The following is a 26440-nucleotide window of genomic DNA, read 5'->3' as shown; positions in this document are numbered from 1 at the left end:
GGCGCTGCAAAGACCTTTCGCGGGGAAATCCGATGGATCGTTTGTTATTGAAATCGGGCGGCTGGTTCGCGCTTGCTGTGCTGACCTTGTTGGCGGCGTTGATGGCGGTGGACAGCGGCTTTGCCGTCCACATGGCCATAGCCTGTGCGGCGGCGCTGCTGATGGTGGTGGTGACGATTGGTGGCGCAGATTATGCCGGCATCGCGCGCGGACTGCTGAAAATGCCCGCCGATCAGGGGAAATATGATGACGATCCGATCCGCTGGGGCGTGATCGCGACGGTCTTCTGGGGATTGGCGGGGTTTCTGGCGGGGCTGTACATCGCCTTGCAGCTTGCCTTTCCCGCGCTGAACCTTGGCATTGAATATACGAGCTTCGGGCGATTGCGGCCGCTGCATACCTCGGCGGTGATCTTTGCATTCGGCGGTAATGCACTGATCGCGACCAGTTTCTATGTCGTGCAGCGCACTTGCCGGGCGCGGCTCGCCTTTCCCTCGCTCGCGCGGTTCGTGTTCTGGGGATACCAGCTGTTCATAGTGCTGGCCGCCACTGGCTATGTCATGGGCATTACCGAGGCGCGCGAATATGCCGAGCCCGAATGGTATGTCGATATCTGGCTAACGATCGTCTGGGTCGCCTATCTGATCGTCTTCGGCGGCACGATCCTGCGCCGCGGCGAGCCGCATATCTATGTGGCGAACTGGTTTTACCTGAGCTTCATCCTGACGATCGCGATGTTGCACATCGTCAATAACCTGTCGGTGCCGGTGAGCCTGCTCGGTTCCAAGAGCTACAGCGCTTTTGCAGGCGTGCAGGATGCGCTGACACAATGGTGGTACGGGCATAATGCGGTCGGTTTCTTCCTGACCGCCGGTTTCCTCGCCATGATGTATTATTTCGTGCCCAAGCAGGCGGAGCGGCCGGTCTATAGCTATCGGCTTTCGATCATCCACTTCTGGTCGTTGATCTTCCTCTATATCTGGGCGGGTCCGCATCATCTTCATTATACCGCGCTGCCCGATTGGGCACAGACGCTGGGCATGGTCTTTTCGGTCATGCTGTGGATGCCGAGCTGGGGCGGGATGATCAACGGCCTGATGACGCTGAACGGCGCATGGGACCGCATCCGCACCGATCCGATCATCCGCATGATGGTGATGGCGCTGGCCTTTTACGGCATGAGCACCTTTGAAGGGCCGATGATGTCGGTGAAGGCGGTCAACAGCCTGTCCCACTATACCGACTGGACGATTGGTCATGTGCATTCGGGCGCGCTGGGGTGGAACGGACTCATCACCTTCGCCTGCCTCTATTATCTGACGCCGCGACTGTGGAAGCGGGAGCGGCTCTATTCGCTGCGGCTGGTGAACTGGCACTTCTGGCTCGCGACGCTGGGTATCGTTCTTTACGCTGCGTCGATGTGGGTCGCTGGCATCATGCAGGGCCTGATGTGGCGCGAATATGGGAGCGACGGCTACCTCGTCTATGCCTTCTCCGAAGTCGTGAGCGCCATGTTCCCCATGTATGTGATCCGGGCGGCTGGCGGCCTCATGTACCTCGCCGGAGCGATCATCATGGCCTGGAACATCGGCAAGACCATCGCGGGCAGCCCGCTGCGCGCGGAGAAGCCGATGAGTGATGCGGCCTATGATCCGGCGGCGGATCGGCCGCTTGTCGCCCAGCCTGCTTAAGGACGCCAAGACATGACAAGCAAGACAAAGGGAAAGTTCTGGGACCATGGCAAGCTGGAGCGCAATGTTTCCCTGCTGGGCATCGCGTCGCTCATCGTGGTCGCTATCGGCGGGATCGTGGAGATCGCGCCCCTCTTCTGGATCGACAACACGATCGAGAAGGTGGATGGCATGCGTCCCTATACGCCGCTGGAGCTGGCGGGGCGGAACATTTACATCCGCGAGGGCTGCTACAATTGCCACAGCCAGATGATCCGCCCCTTCCGTGACGAGACGGAACGATATGGCCATTACAGCCTCGCGGCCGAGAGCATGTATGACCACCCGTTCCAATGGGGATCGAAGCGCACAGGGCCTGACCTGGCGCGCGTGGGCGGCAGATATTCGGATGAGTGGCATGTCCAGCATCTGAAGGACCCGCGCGCCGTGGTGCCGGAGTCCATCATGCCGGGCTATGCCTTCCTGGCGGAGCGGGAGTTGAAGTCCGGCGACATGGGCAAGGACCTGACGGCGCTGTCCAATGTCGGCGTGCCTTACAGCAAGGATGCCATCGCCAAGGCCAATGACGACCTGAAGGCGCAGGCCGATCCGGATGCGGACGCCACGGACCTTATCAAGCGCTATCCCAAGGCGCAGGCGCGGGACTTTGACGGCGATCCCAGCAAGGTGACGGAGATGGATGCGCTGGTCGCCTATCTCCAGATGCTGGGCACGCTGGTCGATGTGGAAAGCGCCAAGCCGCAGGAGGTTGAACGATGAGCTACGACGCCTTGCGGCATTTCGCCGATAGCTGGGGGCTGGTCTTCATGGGTGTGACCTATGCCGTCCTGATCGGCTGGCATTTCCGGCCCAAAGGGCGCGAGCGCAGTGCGCAGGCCGCGCGCGCCATTTTCGAGACTGAGCATGCGGAGGCGGATCATGGCTGATGAAAAGCGGATCGACGCCGCCACCGGCACAGAGATCAAGCATCATGAATGGGACGGCATTCAGGAACTGGATACGCCGTTGCCGCGATGGTGGCTGTGGACCTTCTACGCGACCATCCTGTTCGCGATCGGTTACGTGATCGCCTATCCCGCCCTGCCGATGATCGACCGGGCGACAGGCGGCGTGCTCGGCTGGTCGAGCCGGGGTGCGCTGGATAAGGAACTGGCCGTCCGCGAACAGCAGATTGCGCCGGTTCGGCAGGCGATCGCCGACACCTCCATCGACGTGCTGCCGACGCGGCCGCAACTGATGCAGGCGGCGGTCGAGGGTGGACGCGCTGCGTTTCGCGTGCATTGCGTGCAGTGCCATGGATCGGGCGCGGCGGGGTCAAAAGGCTATCCCAACCTGAATGATGACGATTGGTTGTGGGGCGGCGATCTGGCCGCGATCGAAAAGACCCTCACCGACGGCGTGCGCAATCCCGATCATGACGCAACTCGCCAGTCGCTGATGCCCGCTTTCGGCAAGGATCAGTTGCTGACCGCTGCGCAGGTCGACGACGTGGTCGCGCATGTACGGGTGATCAGCGGGCAGGATCGGGCCAGCGCCGCCTCGCATCGGGGGGCCAAGGTCTTCGCCGACAATTGCGCCGTCTGCCATGGACCTCCGGGGAAGGGGAACCGGGAGCTCGGTGCGCCGAACCTGACCGACGCGATCTGGCTCTATGGCGGCGACGCGGACACTATCCATGAGACTGTCTGGAACAGCCGCCATGGCGTGATGCCGCGCTGGGACGACAAGCTGGACAAGGCGACGATCCGCATGCTGGCCGCCTATGTGCACAGTCTCGGCGGGGGTGAGGCTGTGCCGGTGAAGTTTGCGGCTAAGGTGCCGGGCAATGCCGCGCAATAACAACCGCCCCTTCTTCGTCACCCCGGACTTGATCCGGGGTCCCGCTGCCCTTTGGAACGGGCGTGGGGAAGAAGCGGGATCCCGGGTCAAGTCCGGGATGACGGGGGTGTGTGAATGTAGCTTGTCCCCTCATACCGGGAGCAGCCCATGCTGATGTCGGACTCCCCCTCGCTCTACGAGAAGCGCAAGGGCGTTTATCCCAAGGCGGTGGACGGCTTTTATCGTCGCCTCAAATGGGCGATCATGGCGGTGACGCTCGCCATATATTGGGGCACGCCATGGCTTCGGTGGGACCGGGGGCCTTATGCACCGGATCAGGCCGTGCTGGTCGACCTGGCGCATCGTCGCTTCTACATGTTCTCAATCGAAATCTGGCCGCACGAATTTTATTATGTGGCGGGACTGCTCATCATGGCGGGGATCGGCCTGTTCCTCGTTACTTCGGCGGTGGGGCGAGCGTGGTGCGGCTATGCCTGTCCGCAGACGGTGTGGACCGACCTGTACCAGCATGTCGAACGCTTCATCGACGGGGATCGCAACGCGCAGCTGAAGCTAGCCAAGGCCCCTTGGAGCGCGGCCAAGCTGGGGCGCCGACTGGTGAAGTGGGCTGTGTGGCTGGCGATCGCCTTCATCACGGGAGGCGCATGGATTTTCTACTTCGCCGACGCGCCGACGCTTCAACAGCAGTTTTGGAGCGGGGCGGCGGCGCCGGTCGCCTATGCAACCGTGGCGGTGCTGACCGCCACGACCTTCATCCTGGGCGGATTCATGCGCGAACAGGTATGCATCTATATGTGCCCCTGGCCGCGTATCCAGACCGCGATGCTCGACGAGAAGTCGCTCGTCGTCACCTATAAGGACTGGCGCGGCGAAAAGCGTGGGAGCCTAAAAAAGGCGGAGGCGCATCCGGGAGAGTTTGGCGACTGCATCGATTGCAACCAGTGCGTCGCGGTCTGCCCCACCGGCATCGATATTCGGGAAGGGCCGCAGATCGGCTGCATCACCTGCGCGCTGTGCATCGACGCCTGCGACAAGGTGATGGAACAGATCGGACGGCCTCGCGGGCTGATCGATTATTGCACGCAGGACGATGCGGAAGCGGAGAAGAAGGGTGCGGCGCCAAAACCGGTGCTGAAGACATTGCTGCGCCCGCGGACCATCGCCTATTTCGGCGTGTGGGCGAGCATTGGTGCGGCGATGCTGTTCACGCTGGGTGCGCGGACGCGGCTCGACATCAGCGCGCAGCAGGATCGCAATCCGATCTTCGTGCGCCTGTCGGACGGCGCGATCCGCAACGCTTATACGGTGAAGCTGCGCAATATGGAGGCGCGCCCGCGCGACGTGGAGGTGCGCGTTACGGGTCTGCCCGGCGCAAAGATCTGGACCGACGCCGGATCGCGGGAAAAGGCGAGTGATGCGGTGCGCGCAACGGTCGCTGCTGACAGCGTGACCAAGCTGCGCCTGTTCCTAACGATGCCCTCCGCAGGTCCGGCGCGGCAGGATCTCCGTTTCACCGTGCGCGCCCTGGACCGCGAAGGCGGCGGCGAAAGCGAAGACGCTCGTTTCGAAAGGCCCTGAACATGAAACATGCCCGTCCATTCACCGGCTGGCACATGACCGCGATACTCGTCGCGGGTTTTGCCGTCGTCATCGCCGTGAACATGCTGATGGCGACGATCGCCGTGCGATCCTTCGGCGGGACAGTGGTGGAGAATAGCTATGTCGCCAGCCAGAAGTTCAACGGCTGGCTGGCGCAGGCGCGGGCGCAGGAAAAGCTGGGCTGGCGCGACCGGGTGACGCTGGACCCCGCGCGCCATGTGCGGATGGAGCTGAACGTGCAGGGTGCGCAGATGAGCGCGGTGGCGCAACATCCGCTTGGGCGCGCGCCGGATATCATGTTGCGCCTGCATGAGGCCGCGCCGGGACTTTATGTGAGCGATCGCGCCTTGCCCGGTGGCCGGTGGCAGCTGCGCTTCGACATTCGCCATGGCGGCGGAGAAGAACATTTGCTGCGGGAGATCGACTGATGGCCAGCCAGCCTGTTCTCAACGAGGAAGCTTCGGCTGAAGCAAAGGAAAGCCTGTTCGCGGTGCCGGGCATTCATTGTGCGGGGTGCATCTCGAAGATCGAGAATGGCCTGCCGCTGACGCCCGGCATCCACTCCGCGCGGGTCAATATGAGCGCCAAGCGGGTCGCGATCAGCCATGATCCTGCACTGACCCCGCCGGAAATGAAGGCGGCGATCGTCGCGCTCGGGTTCGACGCGGAGGCGCTCGCTGATCCGGGTCAGGATGTCGCGGCGGCAGAGAGCAAGGCGCTGGTGCGCGCGCTTGCCGTGGCGGGCTTCGCGGCGATGAACATCATGCTGCTGTCGGTGTCGATCTGGTCAGGCGCGGAAGGGGCCACGCGGACGATGTTCCACTGGCTATCGGCGCTGATCGCTTTGCCGACCGTCGCTTATGCCGGCCAGCCTTTCTTCCGTTCCGCCTGGGCGGCGTTGCGGCAGGGGCGGACGAACATGGACGTGCCCATCAGCATCGGCGTGCTGCTGACCACCGCCATGAGCCTTTTCGAAACCATCAGTGGCGGTGAACATGCCTGGTTCGACGGGGCGGTGATGCTGCTGTTCTTCCTGCTCGCGGGGCGCTGCCTCGACAGCATGATGCGGGGGCGGGCTCGGGCTGGCGTGGCGGCTTTGCTGAAGCAGACGGCGCCTGGCGCGCTGGTGCTGGCCGAAGGCGGCCGCAGCCAGTGGACAGCGGCCAGTGCGCTGCGTCCCGGCATGCGCATGATCGTCGCGGCGGGCGAAAGGCTGGCCGCCGACGGTCGGGTCGTTGAAGGAGAAAGCGGCATCGACCTCGCTTTCCTGACCGGCGAAAGCGCGCCGGTACGTGTGAGGGCTGGCGATGCCGTCCAGGCCGGGGCGATGAATGTCGAAGGACCGATCACCGTCGAAGTGACGGCGGCCGGAGCCGACACGGTCATCGCCGACATCGCCCGGCTGATGGAGGAAGCGGGGCAGGGAAAGTCCCGCTATGTCCAGATCGCCGACCGTGCCGCGCGCTATTATGCGCCCTGTGTCCATCTGCTCGCCGCGCTGTCTTTCGCAGGGTGGATGATTGCGGGTGCCGGCGCGCATCAAGCGCTGTTGATCGCGGTGGCGGTGCTGCTGATCACCTGTCCATGCGCGCTCGGCCTTGCGGTCCCGGCGGCGCAGATCGTTGCATGCGGCGCGTTGATGCGGCGCGGCGTGCTGGTGAAGGACGGGTCGGCGCTGGAGCGGCTGTCGGAAGTGAGCGAGGCGCTGTTCGACAAGACGGGCACGCTGACGCTTGGCCGTCCGGTGCCGCAGGCGCTCGACCGACTGGGACGTGAGGATCAGTCGATCTTGTTGGCGCTGGCAAGGGTTTCGCGTCATCCGTTGAGCGACGCGCTGCGGCAGGCGCTGGAGGCTCGGCAAGTCGCTCCGGCATCGCTCGACCAGATCCGCGAAATTCCGGGTGAGGGCATATTCGCCGATCATGGCGGCGTGGCGGTGGCGCTGGCCCGGCCACGAAGCGTCGTCAGCCTGTTCGGCCTTGCGAGCGAATATCGGTTCGGGGAGCGGTCGGCGCTGCTGCATTTTTCCGACGCCCTGCGCCCGGATGCAGCGGAAACGCTGAGCGAGATGCGCTCGATGGACCTCAAGACGCTGATCGCCAGCGGGGATCGTCCCGAAGCTCTGGAAGGGATCGCGCGTGCGACCAGAACGACGGCGATCGGCCATCTGCGCCCGGCGGATAAGCTGGCGCTCGTCGGGCGGTTACAGGCGCGCGGCGAGAAGGTGTTGATGGTGGGCGACGGGCTGAATGACGGCCCGGCTCTGGCGGCGGGTCATGCCAGCATGGCTCCGGCTTCTGCCAGCGATGCGAGCCAGTTGACGGCCGACGCCGTGTTCCTGGGCGACAGGCTGGCGCCCGTGGCAGTGACGGTTCGCGCGGCGCGCCGGACGATCGCCGTGGTGAAGCAGAATTTTGCGCTGGCGATCGGTTATAATGTGCTGGCCGTGCCGCTGGCCGTTGCGGGCAAGGTGACGCCGCTTGTCGCGGCGATCGCCATGTCCACATCGTCGCTGATCGTGATCGCCAATGCTTTGCGCCTGAAAGGAGCCGCGAGATGACCGGCCTTGGATTGTTGATCCCGATCGCGTTGTTCCTTGGGCTGCTGGGCCTTGCCGCCTTTTTCTGGGCGCTGCGGGACGGGCAGTTCGATGACAGCGAAGGCGCGGCGGCGCGGATACTGATCGACGAAGATTGACCGCAGGGTGCTTTGGTGCCTTGTCGACCTTTGGCCAAACCGTAGCTTCAAAGTCTGCGTTCCGTCACCCCGGGCTTGACCCGGGGTCCCGCTACTTTTGAAAATATCACAAAGAGAGCGGGATCCCGGATCAAGTCCGGGATGACGAACTTTTGGACATGGCGGGTGCGACAAAGGGGCCTGGTTCGAATGGATCAGGCCCCTCTTGCTGCCTTCTGTTGAAGCTCAGGAAATGACCATCGCTTCCGGATCAGGATTGCGTGTCCAGTTCCAGTATTCGGCGAGCTTGAACGGGCAGGACACATAGTTGCGGCCCTTGCTGTTCAGATAATAGCTTTTGGCCTTGGGGTGGGTCCAGACCATCTGCTTCATTTGCTCATCGACCTTCTCGTTCCAGTCGAGATAGGCCTGCTCCGTCGGCTCGATCGCCTTGCCGCCAGCGGCCACGATCTTGTCGAGCGCTTCGACGATATAGTGGATCTGCGCTTCCAGAACCATGTTGACGCCCGCCGCATGGTTGGGCGCGCTGTTCGGCCCAAGCGTCATGAAGAAGTTGGGATAGGCGGGAGCCATCACGCCCAGATAGGCGCGCGCCTCGTCCTTGCCCCATGCCGCCGCCAGATCGCAGCCGCCCCGGCCATAGACCTTGAGCGGGCCGAGCGCGGGGGCCAGTTCAAAGCCGGTGGCGAGCGCGATCACATCGACTTTGTAGCGCTTGCCGCTCCTGGTGACGATCGCATTTTCCTCGACATGATCGATGTGGTCGGTTTCCAGCGTGACATTGGGCTTCAGCAAAGTGTCGAGCCAGCCGCCGTCGGCGTCCAGCACGATGCGCTTGCCAAAGATCGGATAGTCGGGAACGACCTTTTCGATAAGGTCGGGACGGCCCGCCAGCTTGCGATGGATATATTGCAGCGCATAGCTGCGCGCGCCGTCATTCTGGGCAGAGATCGAGACGTCCTGGTTGGGCCAGTTCGGGTCCCTCTTCACATTGCCATAGAGGCCGTCGCCGGTGAACCAGTAAACGCGGAAGCGGAACCATTCCTTGTAATGGGGAATGTTGCGCAGCGCGAAGCGAATATTGTCGTTCACCGGTGCGGTGATTTCCGGGTTATTGAGCACCCAATGTTTTGACCGCTGAAAGATGACAAGGCTGGAAACCTTGTCAGCAATTGCGGGCGCGAGTTGGGCGGCGCTGGCGCCAGTACCGATGACCGACACGCGTTTTCCGGTAAGGTCCATGTCCGGGTCCCATCCGGCGGTGTGCATCTTGGTGCCCTTGAAGCTGTCCAGGCCGGGGATATTGGGGAAGGACCAGCGGTTAAGCACGCCATGGGCGAGTAGCACCGCATTCACCACTTCCACCCGTTCCGCGCCGGTCTTCACATCCTGCAAGGTGACGTGCCAGTGGCTGTCCGCATCGCTCCAGCGGGCGGCGAGCACCTTCGTCCCGAACTGGACATGATCGCGGATGCCATATTTGTCGGCGACCCCAGTCAGATAGCTGTGAATCTCCGGCCCCTTAGGGTGGTAGCTGCTCCAATCGGGGTTCAGTTCGAACGAATAGGAGTAGAAGTGGCTGGGCGTATCGACGCCGACGCCGGGATAGCGGTTTTCCAGCCATGTGCCGCCAAGGTCAGGGTTCTTCTCGATGATCGTATAGTCATAGCCGGCCTCGCCGAGCTTGATGCCTGCGGCAATGCCCGTCATGCCGCCGCCGATCACCAGCACGCGGAAACCGGCGGGCGGATGGATGCGGCCGGGCATGTCCTTGCGCGGCACCGGGCGTTCAAAGCCCATCTGGTCGTAAAGCACCGGCATGATCGTGGGATCGACATCCTCACCGACGCTGACGCCCATCATCCGGCGTAGCAGTTCAGGATCGATCGGGCGTTCCACCGGCGCCGTCGGGTTGGTCAGCAGCGCGAAGAGGCGATCCCGCAGATCCTGCGCCATTTCGACCGGCACATTCGACGGCGCTTCTGCCGTGTAGATGCCGGTCAGGTAAGGCGCGAAACTGTCCAGATATTCGCGGTCCTGCGCATAGGTCGTGTAAACCATCAGCAGGCTAGGCAGGTTGGCGTCCTGCAACGCCCTGCGAAGTCCATCGCGGTCGGCGATGGGCAGGGGGCATGTGGTCGCCGGATGTGGCTGGCTATGCGCGTTCATCTTCGCTCCTCTCTTGGTGCGCGGCGGCAGAAATGCCGGTTCGCTCAAGATGTGAGTATATACTTACTTGGCGCGAACAAATTGACGTGCGTCAAAATCGGGCAGTGCATATGGCAGCGGCGGAGCGGCCCTAAGGGAAGCTCCGCCGACGATCACTCAGCTATGGGATTTCAGGCCGCAGCCTTGCTGCCGCGCAGGTCCACGGTGGTATGGACGCCGTTGACCCTCTTCTGGAACTCGGCCGCGCGGGCGCGCGGATTGTAGAATTGGCGATACCATAGCCGTCCCTTGTGAAACGGCCCGTCGTCCGGCACCTGAAGGATGTTGATCGCCGCTTCCTTATATTTCCACAGTTCGAAATCCTGCGAGAAGGCGGCGAGCCCTGCCTCATGATAGGCGCGCGCGGTGGCGCACTCCTCTGCCGTCGCTTCGCCGTTTGCGCCGGTTTGCGCCATCACCGCGAACCAGACGCGAACCTCGCCATCCTCGACCGGCGTGTTGCAGATCATCATGAGCGAGGGATGCTTGCCCTCCATGCGGGACAGCAGGATGCCGGGGCCGGTGTACCAGGTGTCGGTTTCCAGCATTGCGCTGCCATCGACCAGCGTACGGTGACCCGACGCAAAGCGCTGGCGCATGATCGGACCGTCAAATTCATTTTCGAAAAAGACATTGCCCGAGGAGCCATGGACCGGCGCGAAATGCGCATAGTCGGTCATGTTGTCGAGGATTTCCTGCGGGTGGATCGGCAATGTGCCCAGATGATCCACCTGCCAGCGGACCCATCCTTCGCCGGTGCGGTCCCATTCGGCGAAGGCGGGCAGGTCATAGTCGGGTTCGCCGCCCTCCATATCGTGCCACATCCAGATGCAGCCTGCCTTTTCCACGACCTTGTGCGACTTGATGCAGGCGGCCTTGGGGATTTTGTGCGTCGAATAGGGAATATCGTCGCACTGGCCCTCCGGCGTGAAGCGCCAGCCATGGGCGGGGCAGCGAATGGAATCGCCCTCCACCTGGTTGCCGTCACGCACGACATAGGATGTGCTGTTGCGCGCGATGTTGACGCGCATGTGCGGGCAATAGGCATTCATCAGCACCACGCGTCCGCTCTTGCCGCGATAAAGAGCCATGTCCTGCCCGAAGAAGCGGACGGGTTGCGGCTGTTGCGTCACCTCGTCGGCTATCGCGACCATGAACCAGCCACGGGGGAAGGTCAGTTCGCCCAGGCCATATTCGGCTGTCTTTGCCATGATCTGCGCCCTTCCTCTTAAATGAAGCTGTCGCTGTTCGGTGCGCCCAGCATGACGCCGCCGAAGTTGCGGCCGACCACGCCCGGATTGTTGGCGACATGGGCTCGCCCCGCATGAATGTCGCAGAAGGTGCGGGCGATCGGATTGCCGCGATAAATGGCTTCCGCGCCGCTGGCTGCGAAGATGCGAGCGATCAGCGCGCAGCAGCGGCCGGAAATCTGCGCCGATTGGAAACGGTAGTGGAGACGCGTTTCAAGGTCCGCCTGCTCGCCCATGCGTGCCTTTTCAGTGAGGTGCGCGAAGTTGCGGAACAGGATGGTCTTCATCTCGTCTATCGCCACGCGGGTTTCGGCGATCACCATCTGCACATCGGGATCGACCGAGGCGCTGACCCCGCTATTGGCGCTCCTGCGCTTCGCGCCCTTCTCGACGAAGCAGTCGAGCGCGCCCTGAAGCGCCCCGATCGAGGAAGAGGATACGGCGCGTACGAAGACTTGCCCGAACGGCAGTTTGTAGAGCGGGCCGGGGTTGACCTTCGCGCCGGGGTTGGTGGACGCGAAGCCGTCCTTTGACCGATGGGTGCGGTAGGCGGGGACATAGGCGTCCTCCACCGTCACGTCATGGCTGCCCGTGCCGCCAAGCCCGATCGTGTCCCAGATCGACAGCACCTTGAAATCACCACGGGGGACGAGGAAGGTCCAGAAGTCCGGCTCTCCCGTCTCGGGATCGTTGACTAGGCCGCCCAGAAATGCCCAGTCGCAATGATCGACGCCGCTGGAAAAGCCCCAGCGCCCGCTGATCCGATAGCCGCCCTCGACCGGCGTGACCTGCGCGCGCGGCATGTAGGAAGAGGAGATGAGCGTGGTGTTATCCTTGCCCCACACATCCTCCTGCGCCTGCGCGTCGAACAGGGCGAGCTGCCAGTTATGCACGGCGACGACGCCCAGCACCCAGGCGGAGGACATGCAGCCTTCCGCGAGCTTCATCTGCACCGCGTAGAAGGTTTCGATATCCATCTCATATCCGCCGGACCGGCGGGGCTGGAGGATCTTGAAGAAGCCCGCTTTCTGGAAATCGCGGATGGTTTCGTCCGGAACCTTGTTGCCCGCTTCGCAGGCGCCGGCGCGTTCGCGCAGGACCGGCACGAGCGCCGCCGCCCGATCGACAAGATCGGCCATGGCGGGCGCGGTGGTCGCGTTGGCAAGCGTCATATTCCCTCTCCTTATGATCAGGCCGCGTCGGCCAGTTTCGCCTGTTCGTCGGCGCCGAAGCCGACACTGAAATCATGGCCCCACAGGCTGGCCGATGTGCTTTCGAAAACGGTGTGACGGTCCCAGTCCATGACCCGCCCGCCGCAGCCATATTCCAGCGCGAAGCCGCCGGGCGTTTCGACGTAGAAGCTGATCATGTGATCATTGGTATGGCGGCCGAGCGTCGCCATCAGCCGCGCGCCGGATGCCAGCATGCGGTCATAGGCGTGGCCGACCTCGTCGATCGTCGCGACCTCCACCATCAGATGGACGCAGCCCGATGGCACTTCGCCTTCGAACAGCGCCAGGCTGTGATGACGGCCATTGGCGCAATGCAGGAAGTCGATCCGCATCTCGGGGCCGCCGTCTCCTGCGGGACGGTGCACCATGAAATCGGACAGGCCAAGGCCGAGTAGGTCTGCCAGGAAGCGACGCGTCTCGACGATGTTGGGGGCGGGCAGTACCGCATGGCCATAGCCAAGGTCGCCCGTGACGAAGCGCACGCCTTGCGGGGAGCAGAAGGGCGCGAAGCTGCTGACATAGCCATAGCTGATTTCATGGCGATTGCCGGACGGATCGTGGAACCAGACCATGTCGGTGACATGGCGCAGCGCCCGCTCCGCTGGCGTCGAGTGGGTATAGGCGATCCCGCGTGCGTCCAAGGCCTCCAAGGCCACGGCATATTGCTGTTCGTTGCGCACTTCCCAGCCGCTGGCGCAATAGCCGTCGCGCTCGCCTTCGATAATGAACAGCCGCCCCGCGCGCTCGTCAATACGCAGCGCCAGTCCGCCCGGAAGCGCATGGACGGAAAATCCCGCGACGTCTTCGGCGAAGCGGACCCATTGCTGAAGATCGCGGGACGTAATGATGCTGTAGGCAAGAGCCGCGACTTCCATGTCGTCCTCCGTGAGTAAGGAGGCCATGATGGACCGGGTCGAGCGGGAGGGAATTGACCATCATCAAATTTCAGGAATTTTCGCTTTCGTGAAGTGATATTTTTCCGATCATTCGCGGTGAATGCACTAAGTCAGCGACAAATCTCGTTGCAAATAGAACAAAACTCTACGCGCAAATTTGAAATTTGACCTGCCTCAAGGCGCTTGAGGCGACTTCGCCTTCCTATCAGGGGGCCGGGCGTGTTCGAAGCTGCGGCAGAGAGGAACAGCATGAACGTCCAATCGACCATGCGCGCAAAGGCGGCGCAGACAATCAGCCACGTGAATCTGCACTATCCCCGGCCCGAAGATGGTCCGGCGGCTGCGTTGCTGCTGGAAACCGCCGGACTCATGAAGACCCAGCAAATGGAACTGCCGCAAGGCGGCATATTCTATCGCTTCACCACCAATGTCCTTGCCCCCAATGGCGGGGACAACATCGTCTATCTGAGCCCGCTACCGGCGGCGACAGCGGCGCTGCTGACTGCGGCGCGTGAAGCGCTGGGGTTGGGCACCGATAGCGAGCATCCCGCTGTTTCAGCCTATCGGGCAGCACAGGCAGCCGATCCCGAATATGATTTTCATGTTGGGTTTCTGCATGCATCGCTTGAGCAGCTGGAAGATCGCTATCTGGCGCTCCAGGCGCTGGAGGCCAATAATCCGTGCTTTGCCGGGCGATTGAAGTTTTTGGTCAATCGCGCTCAACCGGGCGACGCGGAGATCGACGCCCGGCTTGATGCATCACCAGTCTATAGAGGCATCACGCGCTACACCTATGGGCGCAATGGCGTGCAAGCTTTTTGCGAGACAGACCTGATCGTCGATGGCCCTTTGGGCGGCGGCGTGGTTCTGGAGTTCGATTACATCTTCCCCGGCCGTGCGGACCACATCCTTGCGGTTTCGGATGCCAGCCGGTGACGCAAGAACTGCCCCCGGCGACATGCACGGGGGCAGTAAGAATCAGGCGCGAACCATGGCCGACGCCATCGCGTCGAAGGCGCCGCCAATGCGCGCCGCCAGATGCTCTTCGACGCCGCAATCCTCCATCGCCTTCCGCATCGCCGACGTCCATTGAACGGCAACGACATCGGTGATGGGAAAGCGGGCGTGCAGCGTCATCATGCACTTACCGGGGTTGGCCGCGAACCAGTCGCTGTCGCCACCCAGCCAGCCGCACAGAAAACCGCTCAACGACCGCCGCATAGGCGTCAGGTCATCGGCATGCATCGCCCGCAGGTCGCGACAGGCGGGGACGGAGTCGATGAGGTCATAGAATCGATCCACGATCCTGCTGACCCCTTCGCGTCCGCCCACGGCGTGGAAGGGCGGCTGCTCTTCGCTCAATTCCGGTCGCCGCGCATGGCGTCCTGGATGCTGAGGCCGCCCAGAACGAGCATGAACACGATCATCAGGCCAGCGACGAAATGCGGGAAGTAAAGGCCAAACAACTGATCCATTTAATGTCTCCTTTCCAAAGACATTAAATCTTCAGTCCCGGCGACGAATTGACGTGCGTCAAAATCAGCGATTTCAGCGGGACTGAGGGTTTGAGTTCTCGTTCATCGCGATCGAATGTCGGTTCCGCTGATACGGCCGTCCAGCATCGATATCTGCACATCGGCTGCGGCAGCGACGTCGGGATCGTGGGTCACGCACACAACTGCGCGGCCCTGATCATGGGCGAGTGCGCGAAACATTTCGACCACGTGGGCGCTGTTCTGGCTGTCGAGATTGCCGGTGGGCTCGTCACAAAGCACCAGCGCGGGATCGTTCGCGATCGCTCGGGCGATCGCCACGCGCTGCCTTTCGCCGCCCGACAGGCGGTTGGGCGTCTTGTCCATCTTCTTGGCCAAGCCGACGGTGGCCATCAGGCTCTGCGCCTTCTCCCGCGCCTGTGCTGGCGACAGTCGGCCCAGTCTGCGCATCGGTAGCATCACATTTTCGAGTGCGGTGAACTCGGGCAGCAGGAAGTGAAACTGGAACACGAAGCCGAAATGCGTCAGTCGGATCTGCGCGCGCTCGTCGCCGTCCAGCGCGTTCATGTCGCGCCCTTCAAACAGTAGGGACCCTTCGGTCGGGCGGTCCAGCAGCCCCAATAGATAGAGGAGGGAGGATTTGCCACAGCCCGACGGCCCGACGATGGCGACGAAGCTGCCCGGATCAATCGTCAGCGAAACATCGGCAACCAGCGTTACTGGGGGTGTTCCGGCCAGTTCGCGGGAAAGGCCCTGCGCCTGCATGATCGCGCTCATACCGCGCCCCGCAATATGTCGACGGGATCGACCCGTGCCGCTTTGCGCGCGGGAAGCCAGGCCGCGATCACACCCGAAAACAGCGATGCCGCAGCGGCAATCACATATTGCCGGGCCGATCGATCGAGCGGCAGACGTTCATTGTCGCCGCCGATGGGAAAGTGGAGGGAACCCAGTATCGCCAGCAATCCATATCCGAGCAGCCATCCGACAAAGATTCCGACCAGCGCCAGCGCCAACCCTTCGAACACGAAAATCAGTTGGAGGTCGCCTTCGGAAAAGCCGATGGAGCGCATGATCGCAATGTCGCGTCTCTTGTCCGACACACTGTTCGACACGACGGTGTAGATGCCGAAGCTGGCGACCAGCAGGATCGCCGAGACGACACTGTACATGATGACATTGCGGGTCACGAGTAGCGAGAGAAAGTCTGCGGATCGCTCCTCCCAGCTTTCGGCCTTGTAGGCAAAGCGCTCTTCCAGGCGTCGGCTGATGAGCTGCGCGCCATAGGGATCGTCCAGATGCACGCCGATGCGGTTGATGATGAAGGGGCGGCCGAGCAGAGATTGCGCCTCGCGCAGAAGCACATAGCCGAGCGAAGAGGACAGCTGTGTCTGGCCGCGCTTGAACAGGCCGACGATGCGGAGCGAACGGTTGTTGCCCGATGCCGAGGTTGCACCCACGACATCGCCTATGGCAAGGCCGAGCCGCCGCGCCATTTCCTCGCCGATGATGATGCCGCCTTGCGTGCTTTCCAGATCGCGGAGGCGTCCGGTGCGCAGTTTGTCTTCGATGGCGCTGACCTTCTCCTCGACCGCCGGATCGACGCCAACGATTGTCAACGCTTCCTCCCGTCCGCCGCTGCGCAAGGTGATCGCGCCCGTCAGGCTGGGCGAGCCGACGGCGCCGGGCAGCGCATTGACGGCTCGCAGTATCTCCGGCCAGCCTTTCAGCCCGCGCACTTCGTTGCGGACCTTATAATGGCGTAGGTCTATCGCCGCACCTTTATATAATCTGACGCCCGGTTGCGGCGGCGGGCTTCGCAGCTCGTCGGAAATGATGATGTGCGGCGCGGCGTCGATCAGCGTCTTGATGAAATCATTCTGGCTGCCGATCATCATCGCGGAGACGGCCAGGAAGAAGCCAACGCCTACCGCAACGCCGCTCACGGCAACCAAAGTCTGTCGGCGCCGACCTACCAGATGCCGGGCGGCGATGCTTGCCAACAGCCGGAGCTGCCCGCTCATCGCGTTACCCGCACCCGCATATTGTCCGACAGTTTGCCCTCGGGCGCTCTCACGATCATTTCGCCCTGCGATAGACCTGAAAGGATTTGGACATCGCCGGACCCTGCGATGCCAGTCCGCACCGCCCGCGCATGAACGCGTCCGTCGCGAATGACCCAGACCTTGCCGTCCTCTATTGCACTCGTCGGCACCAGCAGCGCGCGATCGGCGTGCCGGGTGACGATGTTGACTTCCAACGTCAGCCCGAGCGGCAGCGCCAGACGCTGGTCGGTAACGATATAAGCGCGGAAGGCGCGCTGTTCAGGATCGCCGCCGGGCGTCACTTCGCGGACCTGGCCATGCAGCACCCGACCGGGCCAGGCGTCGCTGGACATCAGCGCCGCCTGGCCCGCCCGAATCCTCGGCACGTCGCGTTCATCGACCGTTGTGGTAATTCGGACGCTGGCAGGATCGCCCAGCGTCATGAGCGCGCGGCCGGGGGTTGCGAGATCGCCCGGTTCCACATCGCGGCGCAGGACGATGCCGTTGATGCCTGACCGCACCACCATCTGATCGAGGCGGGCACGCGCGCCTTCCTCCGCCGCCTTTGCACTGTCGGCTGCGGCAACGGCGGAATCACGGGCGGCCCGCGTGACCCATCCTTTGGCGAACAGCGCGAGCGTGCGCCGCTCCTCCTGCAAGGCAACGCGGCGCTGCGCCGTCGCCTGTTGTACCGCATGGCGCTGTTCCTCGTCATCCAGCAGGACGAGCGGCTGGCCGCGCGCCACGCGCTGCGCCTCCTCCACCAGCACCTGACGGACAGGGGCGGTGAGGCGCGCGGATATGGTGACAGGATGTTCCGCCTCGACAAAGCCGGTGGCATAGACCAGTTCGACCGCATCGCCGACACGAACGGGCATGAGAGTGACGTCGTGCGCTCGCCCGGCGAGCAGCCAATAAACTGCCGCCGCCGCCAGCAGCGCCAGCGGCAACAGCCAGAGCGCAATGCGTTTCATGCCCCCACTATAGCATCATGCTGAAATCATTGCGTGCCCGTATCGGTTCAGCAGTCGCATTCTACTTCGATCCGATCGGGATCTGGTGTGGCTTGCTTGCCTCAGTCGCGAGACGCGGAACGATGACCTTCAGAAGCCCTTTTTCCAGATGCGCACTGGCTTTGTCGGCATCCGCTTCGAAGGGCAGGGCGACCCGCCGCAAGAAGCTTCCCCGGCTGCGCTCGATCAGATGATAATGCTTCTTTTCGTCCTTCTCTTCGCGATCTTCCTTATGCTCGGCCTTGATGGTGAGTATGCCGTCATGAACATCCAGGGACACATCCTTCTCGTCAAAACCAGGCAGTTCGGCGGTCAATTCAAGTCCGCCGTCCGTCTCGGCAACGTCCACCTTGGGCAGGAGAAAGCCCTTGCGGTCGCCAGCATCGCTGGTGATCCAGCCGCGGCCGAAGTCATCGGTCAGGCGATCCATTTCCTTGCGCAGATCGGCTAGCGGATCAAATCCACTACGAAACATGCCGGTGCGTCCAAAGGGAATCAGCGAACGAAAGTCGGTCATTGTCTTTCTCCTGCTTTTTTGTGCGTGGCGGTTCGCCCCGTCATTGTCTGGGCTGTTGCGGATTTTCGGAAGCCACCGGGCTGTGCATCTCGTTGCAATGCTTCATGCCGTCGGGCATCTGGTGCGCTTGGCCCATTTGTGGCGATGGCGCGTGTGTAGCGGAACCCATCCTGTGGCCGTCTTCATCCTTCATCATGGGGCAATCATGCTGGGGCTCCGCTACCGCAGACGGGGCGCTCTCCGCTGCTTCGGCCGGGTGGTGCCCGGCGTGCGGTTGTGCAGTCTGTGCCGATACACCGGCAATGAACATCAGGTTCAAGAAACCGGCACCGGCGATGAAAAAGCGGCGCATGAACAGTCCTCCCTAACAAGACTCCGGGTGGGAGTGTCGCCCTGCGCGCGAAGTGGCGCCATAAGTAGAGTCACGAACTCATGGATCAGGGCACGAGGACTGCGGCACCCTTGATCTTGCCTGTTCGCAACCGTTGCAGCGCGTCATTAGCATCTTCGAGCCGGAAGGTCTCCGTGACGGTGTGAAGGGGGATGTCACCTGCCAGTTCGAAAAAGGAGGTTCCGTCTTCTCGCGTCAGATTGGCGACCGAGCGTATCTGCCTTTCTTCCCACAAGTCGGCATAGGGGAATGAAGGAATGTCGCTCATGTGGATACCGGCACAGATGACGCGGCCGCCTTTCCTGACCGCTTGCAGGGCACGCGGCACCAACTCTCCTGCGGGTGCGAAGATCAGCGCTGCATCAAGTGGCGCTGGCGGATCGTCGGAAGAACCGCCTGCCCATTCGCAGCCCAGCGAACGCGCGAACGCCTGTCCATCCTCATCGCCATCCTTGGTGAAGGCATAGACAGTGCGTCCCTGATGCCGGGCGACCTGTGCGAGAATATGCGCCGCGGCGCCAAATCCATACAGACCTATGACCGGCGCAGGGCCGGCCAGCCGCAGCGCTCTCCAGCCGATCAGGCCGGCGCAAAGGAGCGGCGCTGCTTCCACGTCGGAAAAACGATCGGGCAGGTCGAAGCAATAATGGGCGTCGGCAATCACATGGCTGGCATAGCCGCCGTCTCGCGTGGCTCCGGTGAAGAGCGGTGCGTCGCAGAGATTTTCCTTTCCTGCCCGGCAGTAGGGACATCGACCGCATGTATGTCCCAGCCATGGAACACCCACCCGCTGGCCTATTGCAAAACCTTCCACGCCGACCCCGATCGCTGCGACGCGACCGACGATTTCGTGTCCTGGTATGATCGGATAACGCGCGGGGATCTCGCCATCGAGCACATGCAGATCGGTTCGGCAAACCCCGCAGGCAGCCACTTCGATCAGCAATTCGCCGGGACCCGGATGGGGCACGGGACGCTCGATCCGGATCAGGGGAGTCCGGACGGTTCTGATCTGCATGGCAATCATTGCGCTCATGCACGGCCTCCTAACGCATGGCCACGCGCTTGAGCGCTTCGGCGGACAGCAGGTAAGCGGCAACCAATATGGTCGTGATGGCGACGATGGGAAGGCCTGGCGCGACGAAGCCCAATGCTGGAGCGATCGGTAGAAAGGGTATCGCGATCGCTGTGCACAGGCAAAGTCCGGCGGTCGTCACCAGCAGCCGATGGGGCCGTTGCCGCCATAACGGCACTGCCGTGCGAATGACAAAAACCACCAATATCTGGGTTGCCATGGACTCGATGAACCATGCGGTGCGAAATGTTGGCACATCGACATGGAAAAGCGCGATCAGCGCGGCAAAGGTCGCGATGTCGAACAGCGACGACAAAGGTCCCATGATTAGTGTGAAGCGGACGATGGCCCGCATGTTCCAGCCATGGGGCGCCGCAAGATCGCTTTTCTCCGCACGGTCGAACGGGATGCCCGTTTGGGAGAGATCATAGAGCATGTTGTTGAGCAGGACTTGCACTGGCGTCAGTGGCAGGAAGGGCAGGAACAGGGACGCGAGCGCCATTGTCAGCATGTTGCCGAAATTGGAGCTGGTGCCCATGCGGATATATTTGAGGATATTGGCATAGGTGCGGCGTCCTTCCGCCACGCCGTCGGTGAGAACGGACAAATCAGGCGCCAGCAGGATCATGTCCGCAGCCTCGCGAGCCACGTCGGTGGCGCCATCCACCGAAAGGCCGACGTCCGCTGCCCTGATCGCGGGCGCGTCGTTGATGCCGTCGCCGAGGAATCCGACAATATGTCCGCGCGCTTGAAGCGCATGCACGATCCTCAATTTCTGGTCGGGGGTGATGCGGGCGAAAAGGTCCGTCTCCACAACACGCACTGCCAGCGCCTCGTCATCGAGCGCGGCGATCTGATCGCCGGTGAGGAGGCCCGAAACCGGCCGTCCGAGCGCGGCCATAAGATGCTGCACGGCAGCGGCGGAGTCGCCTGAGATGACCTTGGTGGCGACGCCCGCCGCCTCCAGCCGTCCGATCGCGGCGGCAGCCGAGCCTTTGGGCGGATCAAGGAAAAGGCAGAAGCCGACAAATATCAGATGGTCGTCATCGTCCGTTTCGATGCGCTCACGGCCCGCCGCCGCTTTCCAGGCGATGCCAAGCAGACGAAGGCCCTGGCTGGCATTATCGTCATGCAGGGCCATGAGCCGCCCCTTCAACGCGGGGTCCAGCGGCACGATCCTGCCATCTGCCGCTTCGGCCTGATCGCAAAGGGCAAGGATCGTTTCCGGCGCGCCCTTGACGATCTCGACCCTCTCGCTCTCCCATTGCGCCAGCACCGAAACCCGCCGCCGTTCGAAATCGAACGGACGCTCGTCGAGCTTGCGCCATCCGGTGAGCGGATGATGTCCCGTGTGCGCGAGCAGTGCATCGTCCAGTGGGCTCCGCAGGCCGCTTTCGAACCGGGCATTGACCGCGGCAAGTTCGAACACGCGTTCACTGTCGGCGCCGTCTATCCCCGGATGGCCGGTCATCATGATCCGTGCCTCCGTGAGCGTACCCGTCTTGTCGGTACATAATATGTCCATCTCACCCAGGTCGTGGATTGCCGAAAGCCGTTTCACCACCACCTTCGCCGCAGCCATGCGCTGCGCTCCGCGCGCCAGACCGATCGTCATGATCATCGGCAGCAGTTCGGGCGTAAGACCGACCGCCAGCGCCATCGCGAACAGGAAGGATTCCACCGGTGGTCGGCCGAGCGCCAGATGAGCCAGGATGACGAACAGGACGAGGAAGATCGTCATCCGCACGATCAGCAGCCCCAGCCTGTGGATTCCTCGCTCAAAGGCGGTCGGTGGCTGTTCATCGCCGAGCGACCGGGCGATCCCGCCGAAATGGGTGCGATCGCCCGTCTGGACGACCAGCATCTGTGCGCTGCCCCCGATCATCGAACTGCCGTGCAGCAGAAGGTTTCTTGCCACGGCCATGGAAGCGTCGGGTTCCACAATCGGCGACTTTTCGACCGGGAAGGGCTCTCCGGTCAGCGCGGCCTGATTGACCTGAGCCGAGTTGGCCGACAGCACGAGTCCATCGGCGGGTATCAGATCCCCCGCCGCGAGCATGACAACGTCCCCCGGCACCAGATCGCGCACGGGTAGAGTGACAACGGCCCCATCCCGCAGTGTTCGCGCGGTGAGAGCGATCGCCTCCCTGAGCGCTGCGGCGGTAGCTTCGGCGCGTCGTTCCTGCACCGTGTCGAGGATCGTGGACAGCAGGACCATGGCAAGGATCAGCAGGAAGCTCGCCATGTCGCCCATCACGCCCGCGACGGCAGCGGCGGCAAGCAGCATCAGCACCAACGGGTTGCCAAGCCTTCGCGCCAGATCTGCGGCAACGTGGCGCCGGGATCGTTCGAACAGGATGTTGGGGCCAGCGACCGCCAATCTGCGTCCGGCTTCCTCGGAGGAGAGGCCGCCTTCTTTTGCGACGAGCGCGACAAGGCTTTGCTCAACGGGCATCCGCCAATATTCGGCGGCGACCTGGTTCATTGCGCTGTCAGGATTGATGGCGGCGGAAGAAGGATCGCTGCCCGGCCTTTGATGAGCCGCTTGTCGGAACGGCAAGGGAATGGAAAAAGCCATCGCAGCTCCAAAAAACCAGCGGATCGAGCAGGATGACATGACCCATGCTGATCCCAGCTCTAATCCGTTAAGCTACGTAGCTGTCCGAGGTTCGCCCGGTCGAAGGCTCCCGTAAAGTCGACGGGTCTTTCGGACCACGCTGTTCGCAGTCAGGAGCGCGTGGGTGTCGTCGGGACTGGAGGAGGGTATGGCGTCTGCTCGATGGCGAAGCTGGTTTCTCGCGATCCTTATCGCCGCGGGTCTTATCGCCGCCGTCGCCCACTGGGGAGAGGTGAGGCGGTTCGCGGCCCTGCTGCGTGAAGCCGAGCCGGGCTGGATCGGCCTCGCACTTGTGCTTCAACTGACAACCTATGCAAGCGTGGCAGGCGGATGGGCGGCAGTGTTGCGGCGTGCGCGGACGCCCCAGCCTTTGCGGCCCCTGATGCGAATCGCCCTGACCAAGCTGTTCGCCGATCAGGTTCTGCCCAGCGCTGGCATGGGTGGGAACATCCTGCTGGTAGATCAACTGAGGGCGCTTGGCGTGCCGAAGGGAACGGCGGTGGCCGCTCTCCTTTTGTCCATGATCGGCTTCTATGCGGCCTATGCCTTCTTCGCGCTCGTGACCCTGATCCTGCTCTGGCTTCACGACCGCGCCACACCGCTGATGGCGGGGGTCGTCACGATCTTTCTCCTCGTTGCCCTCGCGATCCCTTCGCTCGCCTTGTGGCTTCGCCGCCGGGGGAGCAGGCCATTGCCGGACCGGATCGAACATATCGACTTCGTGCGCCGGTTGCTCGAAACCGTCGCGCAGGCGCCAGCCGCGCTCTTGCGAGACACGCGGCTCACCCTGACCGTCACGGCGTGCAATGCGATGATCTTCCTGGCCGATGCCGGGACGCTGTTCGCGTGCTTGCACAGCCTCAATCAGCAGGCGGCGTTCGGGACGGCGTTCATTGCCCTGATCATGGCGTCGGTCATCGCAACGCTGGGGCCAATCCCGCTGGGCCTTGGCAGCTTCGAAGCGACAGCGGTCGCGATGCTGCATCTTCTCGGCGTGGAGTTGGAGGCAGCCTTCGCCGCCACCATGTTGCTGCGGCTGTTCACGCTCTGGCTACCGCTCGTGCCCGGCATTGTGATGATCCGTGGCGTCGCGAAAAAGCGGTCTGCACGGAGCAGGCAATTTCGATAGCGATGCTGCGGCCTTCAGCCAGGATCGGCCGCCGCCATGCCTTTTCTGGCGATGCGAATGGTTGGGTCGTCCGGATCGACGATCGTGACGAAGCCCAGCTCACGCTCCATGCGCAGCGCCGCGTCATGATCGGCGCACTCGACCGATTCAACCATGTCGATGCCTTCCGATTTTGCATAGCTCAGCACATGTTCGAACAATGTCCAGCTTATCCCCTTGCCTTTACTGTCCGTCCGCGTGGTGAGCGCGATTTCCGCCCGGCTGCGGTCGGGGTCCGTCGCCAGCATGGCGATCGCAATGACCTCTCCACCCTCTTCACCCAAGGCCAGGAAGCTGATCGTCCGGACATAGTCCACCCGTGTCATCATGGTGATCTGCTCATGCCGCACCTTGGGGAGGCCCGACATGAAGCGGAAGCGCAGATCTTCGGCTGAAACATGATCGAAGAAGCTTGCGACAGCCGCCTCGTCGTCCGGCCGTACCGGTCGTACATGAAAACGGACGCCATGCTCCGTCACAAGGTCGGAAGCCCAGCCTCCCGGCGGCGCGCGCAGCACGAGGCGCGATTGAGGCGCTGGTTCAGCGGTGATACGCGCCCGTGCATCCAGCGCGATGACGCCTGCGGCGCTTACCAACAGGGGGTTGATGTCGAGTTCGAGCAGGTCGGGCAGATCGACCGCCATCGCCGACACGGCGTCCAGCACATTGGCGAGGCTGTCCACATCGGCGGGCGGCACGTTGCGGTATCCGGCAAGCATGGCCGAGATGCGTGTTCGCGCAATCAGGGCACGTGCGCCCGCATGGTCGAGGGGAAGAAGGTCGATAGCCTTGTCGCGCAGAAGCTCCGTAGCGGTGCCGCCCGCGCCCGTCATGATGATCGGGCCGAATGTCGGATCGGTCGCGATGCCGACTATCATCTCGGTGCCGCCCTCGGCCTTGATCATGTCTTCCACGGCAAAGCCCTGGATGCGCGCGTCCGGGAAATCGCGCTGTATCCGCCTTTCCATATCTTGTGCGGCCGCAACTGCCGCATGAGCATCGGGCAGGTTGAGCGCCACGCCGCCCACATCCGATTTGTGCGGTAGATCGCGAGAGACGATCTTGACGGCATAGGGCGCGCTCAGCCAGCAGCAGGCTTCCTCCACTGCTTGCGCGGACGCGGCAAAGCGGGTTGGCGCGATGGGGACACCATAGGCTTCCAGCAGCTGCTTCACCTTGAGCTCGGACAGCAGCGTGCATTTGTCCGCCTGTGCGCTGGCGATAATGGCGCGGGCAGCGGCGCGGTCGGCCTTCACCTCGCGCGTTTGCGCGGGTGCATCGGTCAGGCTTCTGCGAATGCGGCGCGCCTGCGCCAGATAGCCAAAGGCGCGCACGGCGTCATCTGGCGTGGAAAAGACGGGGATGCCTGCCGCCGTGAATATAGACCTTACGGCATTGGCGTTTGCGTCGCCGAGCCAGCAGGCAAGGACGGGCTTGCATATGCGCTCTTGTGCCGCCGTGGCGACTTCCCGGCATATCGCCAGCGCCGTCTCGCCCGCTTCGCTGCGTGCCGTGGGGCAGTTCATGACCAGCACTGCGTCGCTTGCCTCGTCCCGCAAGATGGCTCGCAACGCGACGCTGTATCTGGTCGCGTCGGCATCGCCCAGCACATCAACGGGATTGCTGCGTGACCAATCGGCGGGCATGTCCTTCTCAAACATTGCCTGCGTTTCCGGGGTCAGCTCGGCGAGTTGAGCGCCGGTTCTTGCAAGCGCATCGACCGCCAATATACCCGCCCCCCCGCCATTGGTGAGGATCGCCAGCCGGTTGTCAGCGACGGGCTTGCAGGTGCAAAGGATTTCGGCGGCATCGAAAAGCTCGGTGAGGCTGTCGACCAACAGGATGCCCGCCCTGGCAAAGGCCGCCTCATAGACATCATAGGCACCGATCATGGCGCCGGTGTGAGACAGCGTTGCCCGGGCTGCGAGCTCGCTCTTTCCGGCCTTGATCGCGATGATGGGCTTGGTGAGCGCCGCTGCCCGTGCCGCCACCATGAATTCAGCCGCCTGGGTTACGCCCTCGACGTAGAGAAGAATGGCATGGGTGTGCGGGTCGGTTGCAAGAAGATCGATGAGGTCGCCGAGGTCAGCGTCGGCCATGTCTCCGGCCGAGATGATGGCGGAAAACCCTACGCTGCGGGTCTGCGCCCAATCGAGCACGGCGGTAATCAGCGCGCCGCTTTGAGATATGAGGCCCAGATGGCCGGGCTTTGCCGGGGTGCGTGCGAAGGTGGCGTTGATCCTGGTATGGGGAGACATGATGCCGAGACAATTGGGGCCGACGATCCGTAGGTCATGCCGCTTCGCTGCGTCCAGCACCTCGCCGCGAAGGCCGCCAGAATCGGTCAGCCCGGCTGAAAGGATCACGGCGCAGCGCGTGCCGAGCCTCCCCAGCTGATCGATGATCGGAGCTACCGTCGATGCTGGTGTCATGACGATCGCTAGTTCAGGCGCCTCCGGGAGGCTGTCGATGGTCGCGAACCATGTCACGCCTTGTCGGGCGACCGGATGCGGATTGACGACATAGACTTTGCCCTCAAATCCGTCCGCAAGCAGATTGTCGAGCACCAGGGTTCCGACGGCTCCCTTGCGCTCCGATGCTCCGACCAGAACTATGCTTTTGGCATGAAGAAGGGGCGACAGGTTGCGGATCGTCATGGCTCGTACAGCCTTTCACTCAAATGCGCCGCTGGCGCTTGCCTGAGTGATC

At 62.9% G+C, this 26440-nt stretch carries 23 protein-coding genes; 10 read left to right on the top strand and 13 right to left on the bottom strand.

All coding sequences use genetic code 11. From position 1 onward, the window contains the following. Positions 1 to 32 precede the first annotated feature (32 nt). From ccoN to ccoS, 8 genes are all read left to right on the top strand, one after another. A complete protein-coding gene (gene ccoN / locus ACZ5TH_RS14080; protein ID WP_464795608.1) occupies positions 33 to 1691 on the top strand; it encodes a cytochrome-c oxidase, cbb3-type subunit I in 1659 nt (552 codons plus the stop codon). Between the two features lie 12 nt (positions 1692 to 1703). Beyond that, positions 1704 to 2450, top strand: coding sequence for a cytochrome-c oxidase, cbb3-type subunit II (gene ccoO / locus ACZ5TH_RS14075; protein ID WP_464795607.1), 747 nt, complete (start codon positions 1704 to 1706; stop codon positions 2448 to 2450). Next, the gene (locus ACZ5TH_RS14070; RefSeq protein ID WP_449469602.1) at positions 2447 to 2617 is read left to right on the top strand and encodes a cbb3-type cytochrome c oxidase subunit 3; all 171 of its coding nucleotides are present in this window, start codon (positions 2447 to 2449) and stop codon (positions 2615 to 2617) included. Before ccoO ends, ACZ5TH_RS14070 begins: the two co-directional genes overlap by 4 nt. Further along, entirely contained in the window at positions 2610 to 3530 is a 921-nt protein-coding gene (ccoP, locus tag ACZ5TH_RS14065; protein WP_464795606.1) for a cytochrome-c oxidase, cbb3-type subunit III, read from the top strand. The genes ACZ5TH_RS14070 and ccoP overlap by 8 nt, the downstream gene beginning before the upstream one ends. A gap of 147 nt (positions 3531 to 3677) precedes the next feature. Then, the gene (ccoG, locus tag ACZ5TH_RS14060) at positions 3678 to 5108 is read left to right on the top strand and encodes a cytochrome c oxidase accessory protein CcoG (RefSeq protein ID WP_464795605.1); all 1431 of its coding nucleotides are present in this window, start codon (positions 3678 to 3680) and stop codon (positions 5106 to 5108) included. A 2-nt stretch (positions 5109 to 5110) separates the two neighbouring features. Continuing rightward, positions 5111 to 5557 carry a FixH family protein gene (locus tag ACZ5TH_RS14055; protein WP_449469598.1) on the top strand — a complete coding sequence of 149 codons (447 nt, stop codon included), beginning with the start codon at positions 5111 to 5113 and terminating at the stop codon, positions 5555 to 5557. Next, a complete protein-coding gene (locus ACZ5TH_RS14050; protein ID WP_464795604.1) occupies positions 5557 to 7689 on the top strand; it encodes a heavy metal translocating P-type ATPase in 2133 nt (710 codons plus the stop codon). Before ACZ5TH_RS14055 ends, ACZ5TH_RS14050 begins: the two co-directional genes overlap by 1 nt. Continuing rightward, on the top strand, positions 7686 to 7826 hold the full coding sequence (gene ccoS, locus ACZ5TH_RS14045; RefSeq protein ID WP_464780621.1) for a cbb3-type cytochrome oxidase assembly protein CcoS: 141 nt from the start codon (positions 7686 to 7688) through the stop codon (positions 7824 to 7826). Before ACZ5TH_RS14050 ends, ccoS begins: the two co-directional genes overlap by 4 nt. A 225-nt stretch (positions 7827 to 8051) precedes the next feature. Here the strand turns inward: ccoS and ACZ5TH_RS14040 are convergent, their stop codons facing one another. From ACZ5TH_RS14040 to ACZ5TH_RS14025, 4 genes are all read right to left on the bottom strand, one after another. Then, a complete protein-coding gene (locus tag ACZ5TH_RS14040; RefSeq protein WP_464795603.1) occupies positions 8052 to 9995 on the bottom strand; it encodes a flavin-containing monooxygenase in 1944 nt (647 codons plus the stop codon). A gap of 170 nt (positions 9996 to 10165) precedes the next feature. Next, on the bottom strand, positions 10166 to 11245 hold the full coding sequence (locus ACZ5TH_RS14035; RefSeq protein ID WP_464795602.1) for a Rieske 2Fe-2S domain-containing protein: 1080 nt from the start codon (positions 11243 to 11245) through the stop codon (positions 10166 to 10168). 17 nt (positions 11246 to 11262) lie between these two features. Then, the gene (locus tag ACZ5TH_RS14030) at positions 11263 to 12456 is read right to left on the bottom strand and encodes a flavin-dependent monooxygenase (RefSeq protein ID WP_464795601.1); all 1194 of its coding nucleotides are present in this window, start codon (positions 12454 to 12456) and stop codon (positions 11263 to 11265) included. Positions 12457 to 12473: 17 nt separating this feature from the next. Next, positions 12474 to 13391 (bottom strand): VOC family protein, encoded by a 918-nt coding sequence (locus ACZ5TH_RS14025; RefSeq protein WP_464795600.1) that lies wholly within the window; start codon positions 13389 to 13391, stop codon positions 12474 to 12476. 240 nt (positions 13392 to 13631) lie between these two features. On the opposite strand from ACZ5TH_RS14025, the gene ACZ5TH_RS14020 reads away from it, so the two are divergent. Continuing rightward, positions 13632 to 14348 carry a hypothetical protein gene (locus ACZ5TH_RS14020; RefSeq protein ID WP_464795599.1) on the top strand — a complete coding sequence of 239 codons (717 nt, stop codon included), beginning with the start codon at positions 13632 to 13634 and terminating at the stop codon, positions 14346 to 14348. A gap of 42 nt (positions 14349 to 14390) precedes the next feature. Here ACZ5TH_RS14020 and ACZ5TH_RS14015 read toward each other — a convergent pair whose 3' ends face one another. From ACZ5TH_RS14015 to mgtA, 8 genes are all read right to left on the bottom strand, one after another. Then, positions 14391 to 14774, bottom strand: a complete 384-nt coding sequence (locus ACZ5TH_RS14015) for a group II truncated hemoglobin (protein ID WP_464795598.1) — start codon at positions 14772 to 14774, stop codon at positions 14391 to 14393. Positions 14775 to 14989: 215 nt separating this feature from the next. Beyond that, positions 14990 to 15682, bottom strand: a complete 693-nt coding sequence (locus tag ACZ5TH_RS14010; protein ID WP_449469586.1) for an ABC transporter ATP-binding protein — start codon at positions 15680 to 15682, stop codon at positions 14990 to 14992. After that, a complete protein-coding gene (locus ACZ5TH_RS14005) occupies positions 15679 to 16929 on the bottom strand; it encodes an ABC transporter permease (protein ID WP_464795597.1) in 1251 nt (416 codons plus the stop codon). The genes ACZ5TH_RS14010 and ACZ5TH_RS14005 overlap by 4 nt, the downstream gene beginning before the upstream one ends. Continuing rightward, positions 16926 to 17924, bottom strand: coding sequence for an efflux RND transporter periplasmic adaptor subunit (locus ACZ5TH_RS14000; RefSeq protein ID WP_464795596.1), 999 nt, complete (start codon positions 17922 to 17924; stop codon positions 16926 to 16928). The genes ACZ5TH_RS14005 and ACZ5TH_RS14000 overlap by 4 nt, the downstream gene beginning before the upstream one ends. Positions 17925 to 17985: 61 nt before the next feature. Next, positions 17986 to 18480 carry an Hsp20/alpha crystallin family protein gene (locus ACZ5TH_RS13995; RefSeq protein WP_464795595.1) on the bottom strand — a complete coding sequence of 165 codons (495 nt, stop codon included), beginning with the start codon at positions 18478 to 18480 and terminating at the stop codon, positions 17986 to 17988. A gap of 40 nt (positions 18481 to 18520) precedes the next feature. Continuing rightward, the gene (locus ACZ5TH_RS13990; protein WP_464795594.1) at positions 18521 to 18832 is read right to left on the bottom strand and encodes a hypothetical protein; all 312 of its coding nucleotides are present in this window, start codon (positions 18830 to 18832) and stop codon (positions 18521 to 18523) included. A gap of 85 nt (positions 18833 to 18917) precedes the next feature. Beyond that, positions 18918 to 19898: a zinc-dependent alcohol dehydrogenase family protein gene (locus tag ACZ5TH_RS13985; protein ID WP_464795744.1), complete on the bottom strand. Its 981-nt coding sequence runs from the start codon at positions 19896 to 19898 to the stop codon at positions 18918 to 18920. A gap of 19 nt (positions 19899 to 19917) precedes the next feature. Continuing rightward, positions 19918 to 22524, bottom strand: coding sequence for a magnesium-translocating P-type ATPase (mgtA, locus tag ACZ5TH_RS13980; protein ID WP_464795593.1), 2607 nt, complete (start codon positions 22522 to 22524; stop codon positions 19918 to 19920). 163 nt (positions 22525 to 22687) lie between these two features. Between mgtA and ACZ5TH_RS13975 the strand changes: the two genes are divergently transcribed. Then, positions 22688 to 23692 carry a lysylphosphatidylglycerol synthase transmembrane domain-containing protein gene (locus tag ACZ5TH_RS13975; RefSeq protein ID WP_464795592.1) on the top strand — a complete coding sequence of 335 codons (1005 nt, stop codon included), beginning with the start codon at positions 22688 to 22690 and terminating at the stop codon, positions 23690 to 23692. Between the two features lie 14 nt (positions 23693 to 23706). Here the strand turns inward: ACZ5TH_RS13975 and ACZ5TH_RS13970 are convergent, their stop codons facing one another. Next, positions 23707 to 26388: a bifunctional acetate--CoA ligase family protein/GNAT family N-acetyltransferase gene (locus ACZ5TH_RS13970; protein ID WP_464795591.1), complete on the bottom strand. Its 2682-nt coding sequence runs from the start codon at positions 26386 to 26388 to the stop codon at positions 23707 to 23709. Positions 26389 to 26440 lie beyond the last annotated feature (52 nt).

The organism is Sphingobium sp. TomTYG73 (assembly GCF_055394245.1).
Note: the sequence above shows the minus strand (reverse complement) of the source record. Positions and strands in the feature narration are given on the sequence as shown.

Bases quoted from the DNA above. Each gene is read 5' to 3' on its own strand.
- ccoN (WP_464795608.1), top strand. From the start codon at position 33: ATGGATCGTTTGTTATTGAAATCGGGCGGCTGGTTCGCGCTTGCTGTG.
- ccoO (WP_464795607.1), top strand. From the start codon at position 1,704: ATGACAAGCAAGACAAAGGGAAAGTTCTGGGACCATGGCAAGCTGGAG.
- ACZ5TH_RS14070 (WP_449469602.1), top strand. From the start codon at position 2,447: ATGAGCTACGACGCCTTGCGGCATTTCGCCGATAGCTGGGGGCTGGTC.
- ccoP (WP_464795606.1), top strand. From the start codon at position 2,610: ATGGCTGATGAAAAGCGGATCGACGCCGCCACCGGCACAGAGATCAAG.
- ccoG (WP_464795605.1), top strand. From the start codon at position 3,678: ATGCTGATGTCGGACTCCCCCTCGCTCTACGAGAAGCGCAAGGGCGTT.
- ACZ5TH_RS14055 (WP_449469598.1), top strand. From the start codon at position 5,111: ATGAAACATGCCCGTCCATTCACCGGCTGGCACATGACCGCGATACTC.
- ACZ5TH_RS14050 (WP_464795604.1), top strand. From the start codon at position 5,557: ATGGCCAGCCAGCCTGTTCTCAACGAGGAAGCTTCGGCTGAAGCAAAG.
- ccoS (WP_464780621.1), top strand. From the start codon at position 7,686: ATGACCGGCCTTGGATTGTTGATCCCGATCGCGTTGTTCCTTGGGCTG.
- ACZ5TH_RS14040 (WP_464795603.1), bottom strand. From the start codon at position 9,995: ATGAACGCGCATAGCCAGCCACATCCGGCGACCACATGCCCCCTGCCC.
- ACZ5TH_RS14035 (WP_464795602.1), bottom strand. From the start codon at position 11,245: ATGGCAAAGACAGCCGAATATGGCCTGGGCGAACTGACCTTCCCCCGT.
- ACZ5TH_RS14030 (WP_464795601.1), bottom strand. From the start codon at position 12,456: ATGACGCTTGCCAACGCGACCACCGCGCCCGCCATGGCCGATCTTGTC.
- ACZ5TH_RS14025 (WP_464795600.1), bottom strand. From the start codon at position 13,391: ATGGAAGTCGCGGCTCTTGCCTACAGCATCATTACGTCCCGCGATCTT.
- ACZ5TH_RS14010 (WP_449469586.1), bottom strand. From the start codon at position 15,682: ATGAGCGCGATCATGCAGGCGCAGGGCCTTTCCCGCGAACTGGCCGGA.
- ACZ5TH_RS14005 (WP_464795597.1), bottom strand. From the start codon at position 16,929: ATGAGCGGGCAGCTCCGGCTGTTGGCAAGCATCGCCGCCCGGCATCTG.
- ACZ5TH_RS14000 (WP_464795596.1), bottom strand. From the start codon at position 17,924: ATGAAACGCATTGCGCTCTGGCTGTTGCCGCTGGCGCTGCTGGCGGCG.
- ACZ5TH_RS13995 (WP_464795595.1), bottom strand. From the start codon at position 18,480: ATGACCGACTTTCGTTCGCTGATTCCCTTTGGACGCACCGGCATGTTT.
- ACZ5TH_RS13990 (WP_464795594.1), bottom strand. From the start codon at position 18,832: ATGCGCCGCTTTTTCATCGCCGGTGCCGGTTTCTTGAACCTGATGTTC.
- ACZ5TH_RS13985 (WP_464795744.1), bottom strand. From the start codon at position 19,898: ATGATTGCCATGCAGATCAGAACCGTCCGGACTCCCCTGATCCGGATC.
- mgtA (WP_464795593.1), bottom strand. From the start codon at position 22,524: ATGGCTTTTTCCATTCCCTTGCCGTTCCGACAAGCGGCTCATCAAAGG.
- ACZ5TH_RS13970 (WP_464795591.1), bottom strand. From the start codon at position 26,388: ATGACGATCCGCAACCTGTCGCCCCTTCTTCATGCCAAAAGCATAGTT.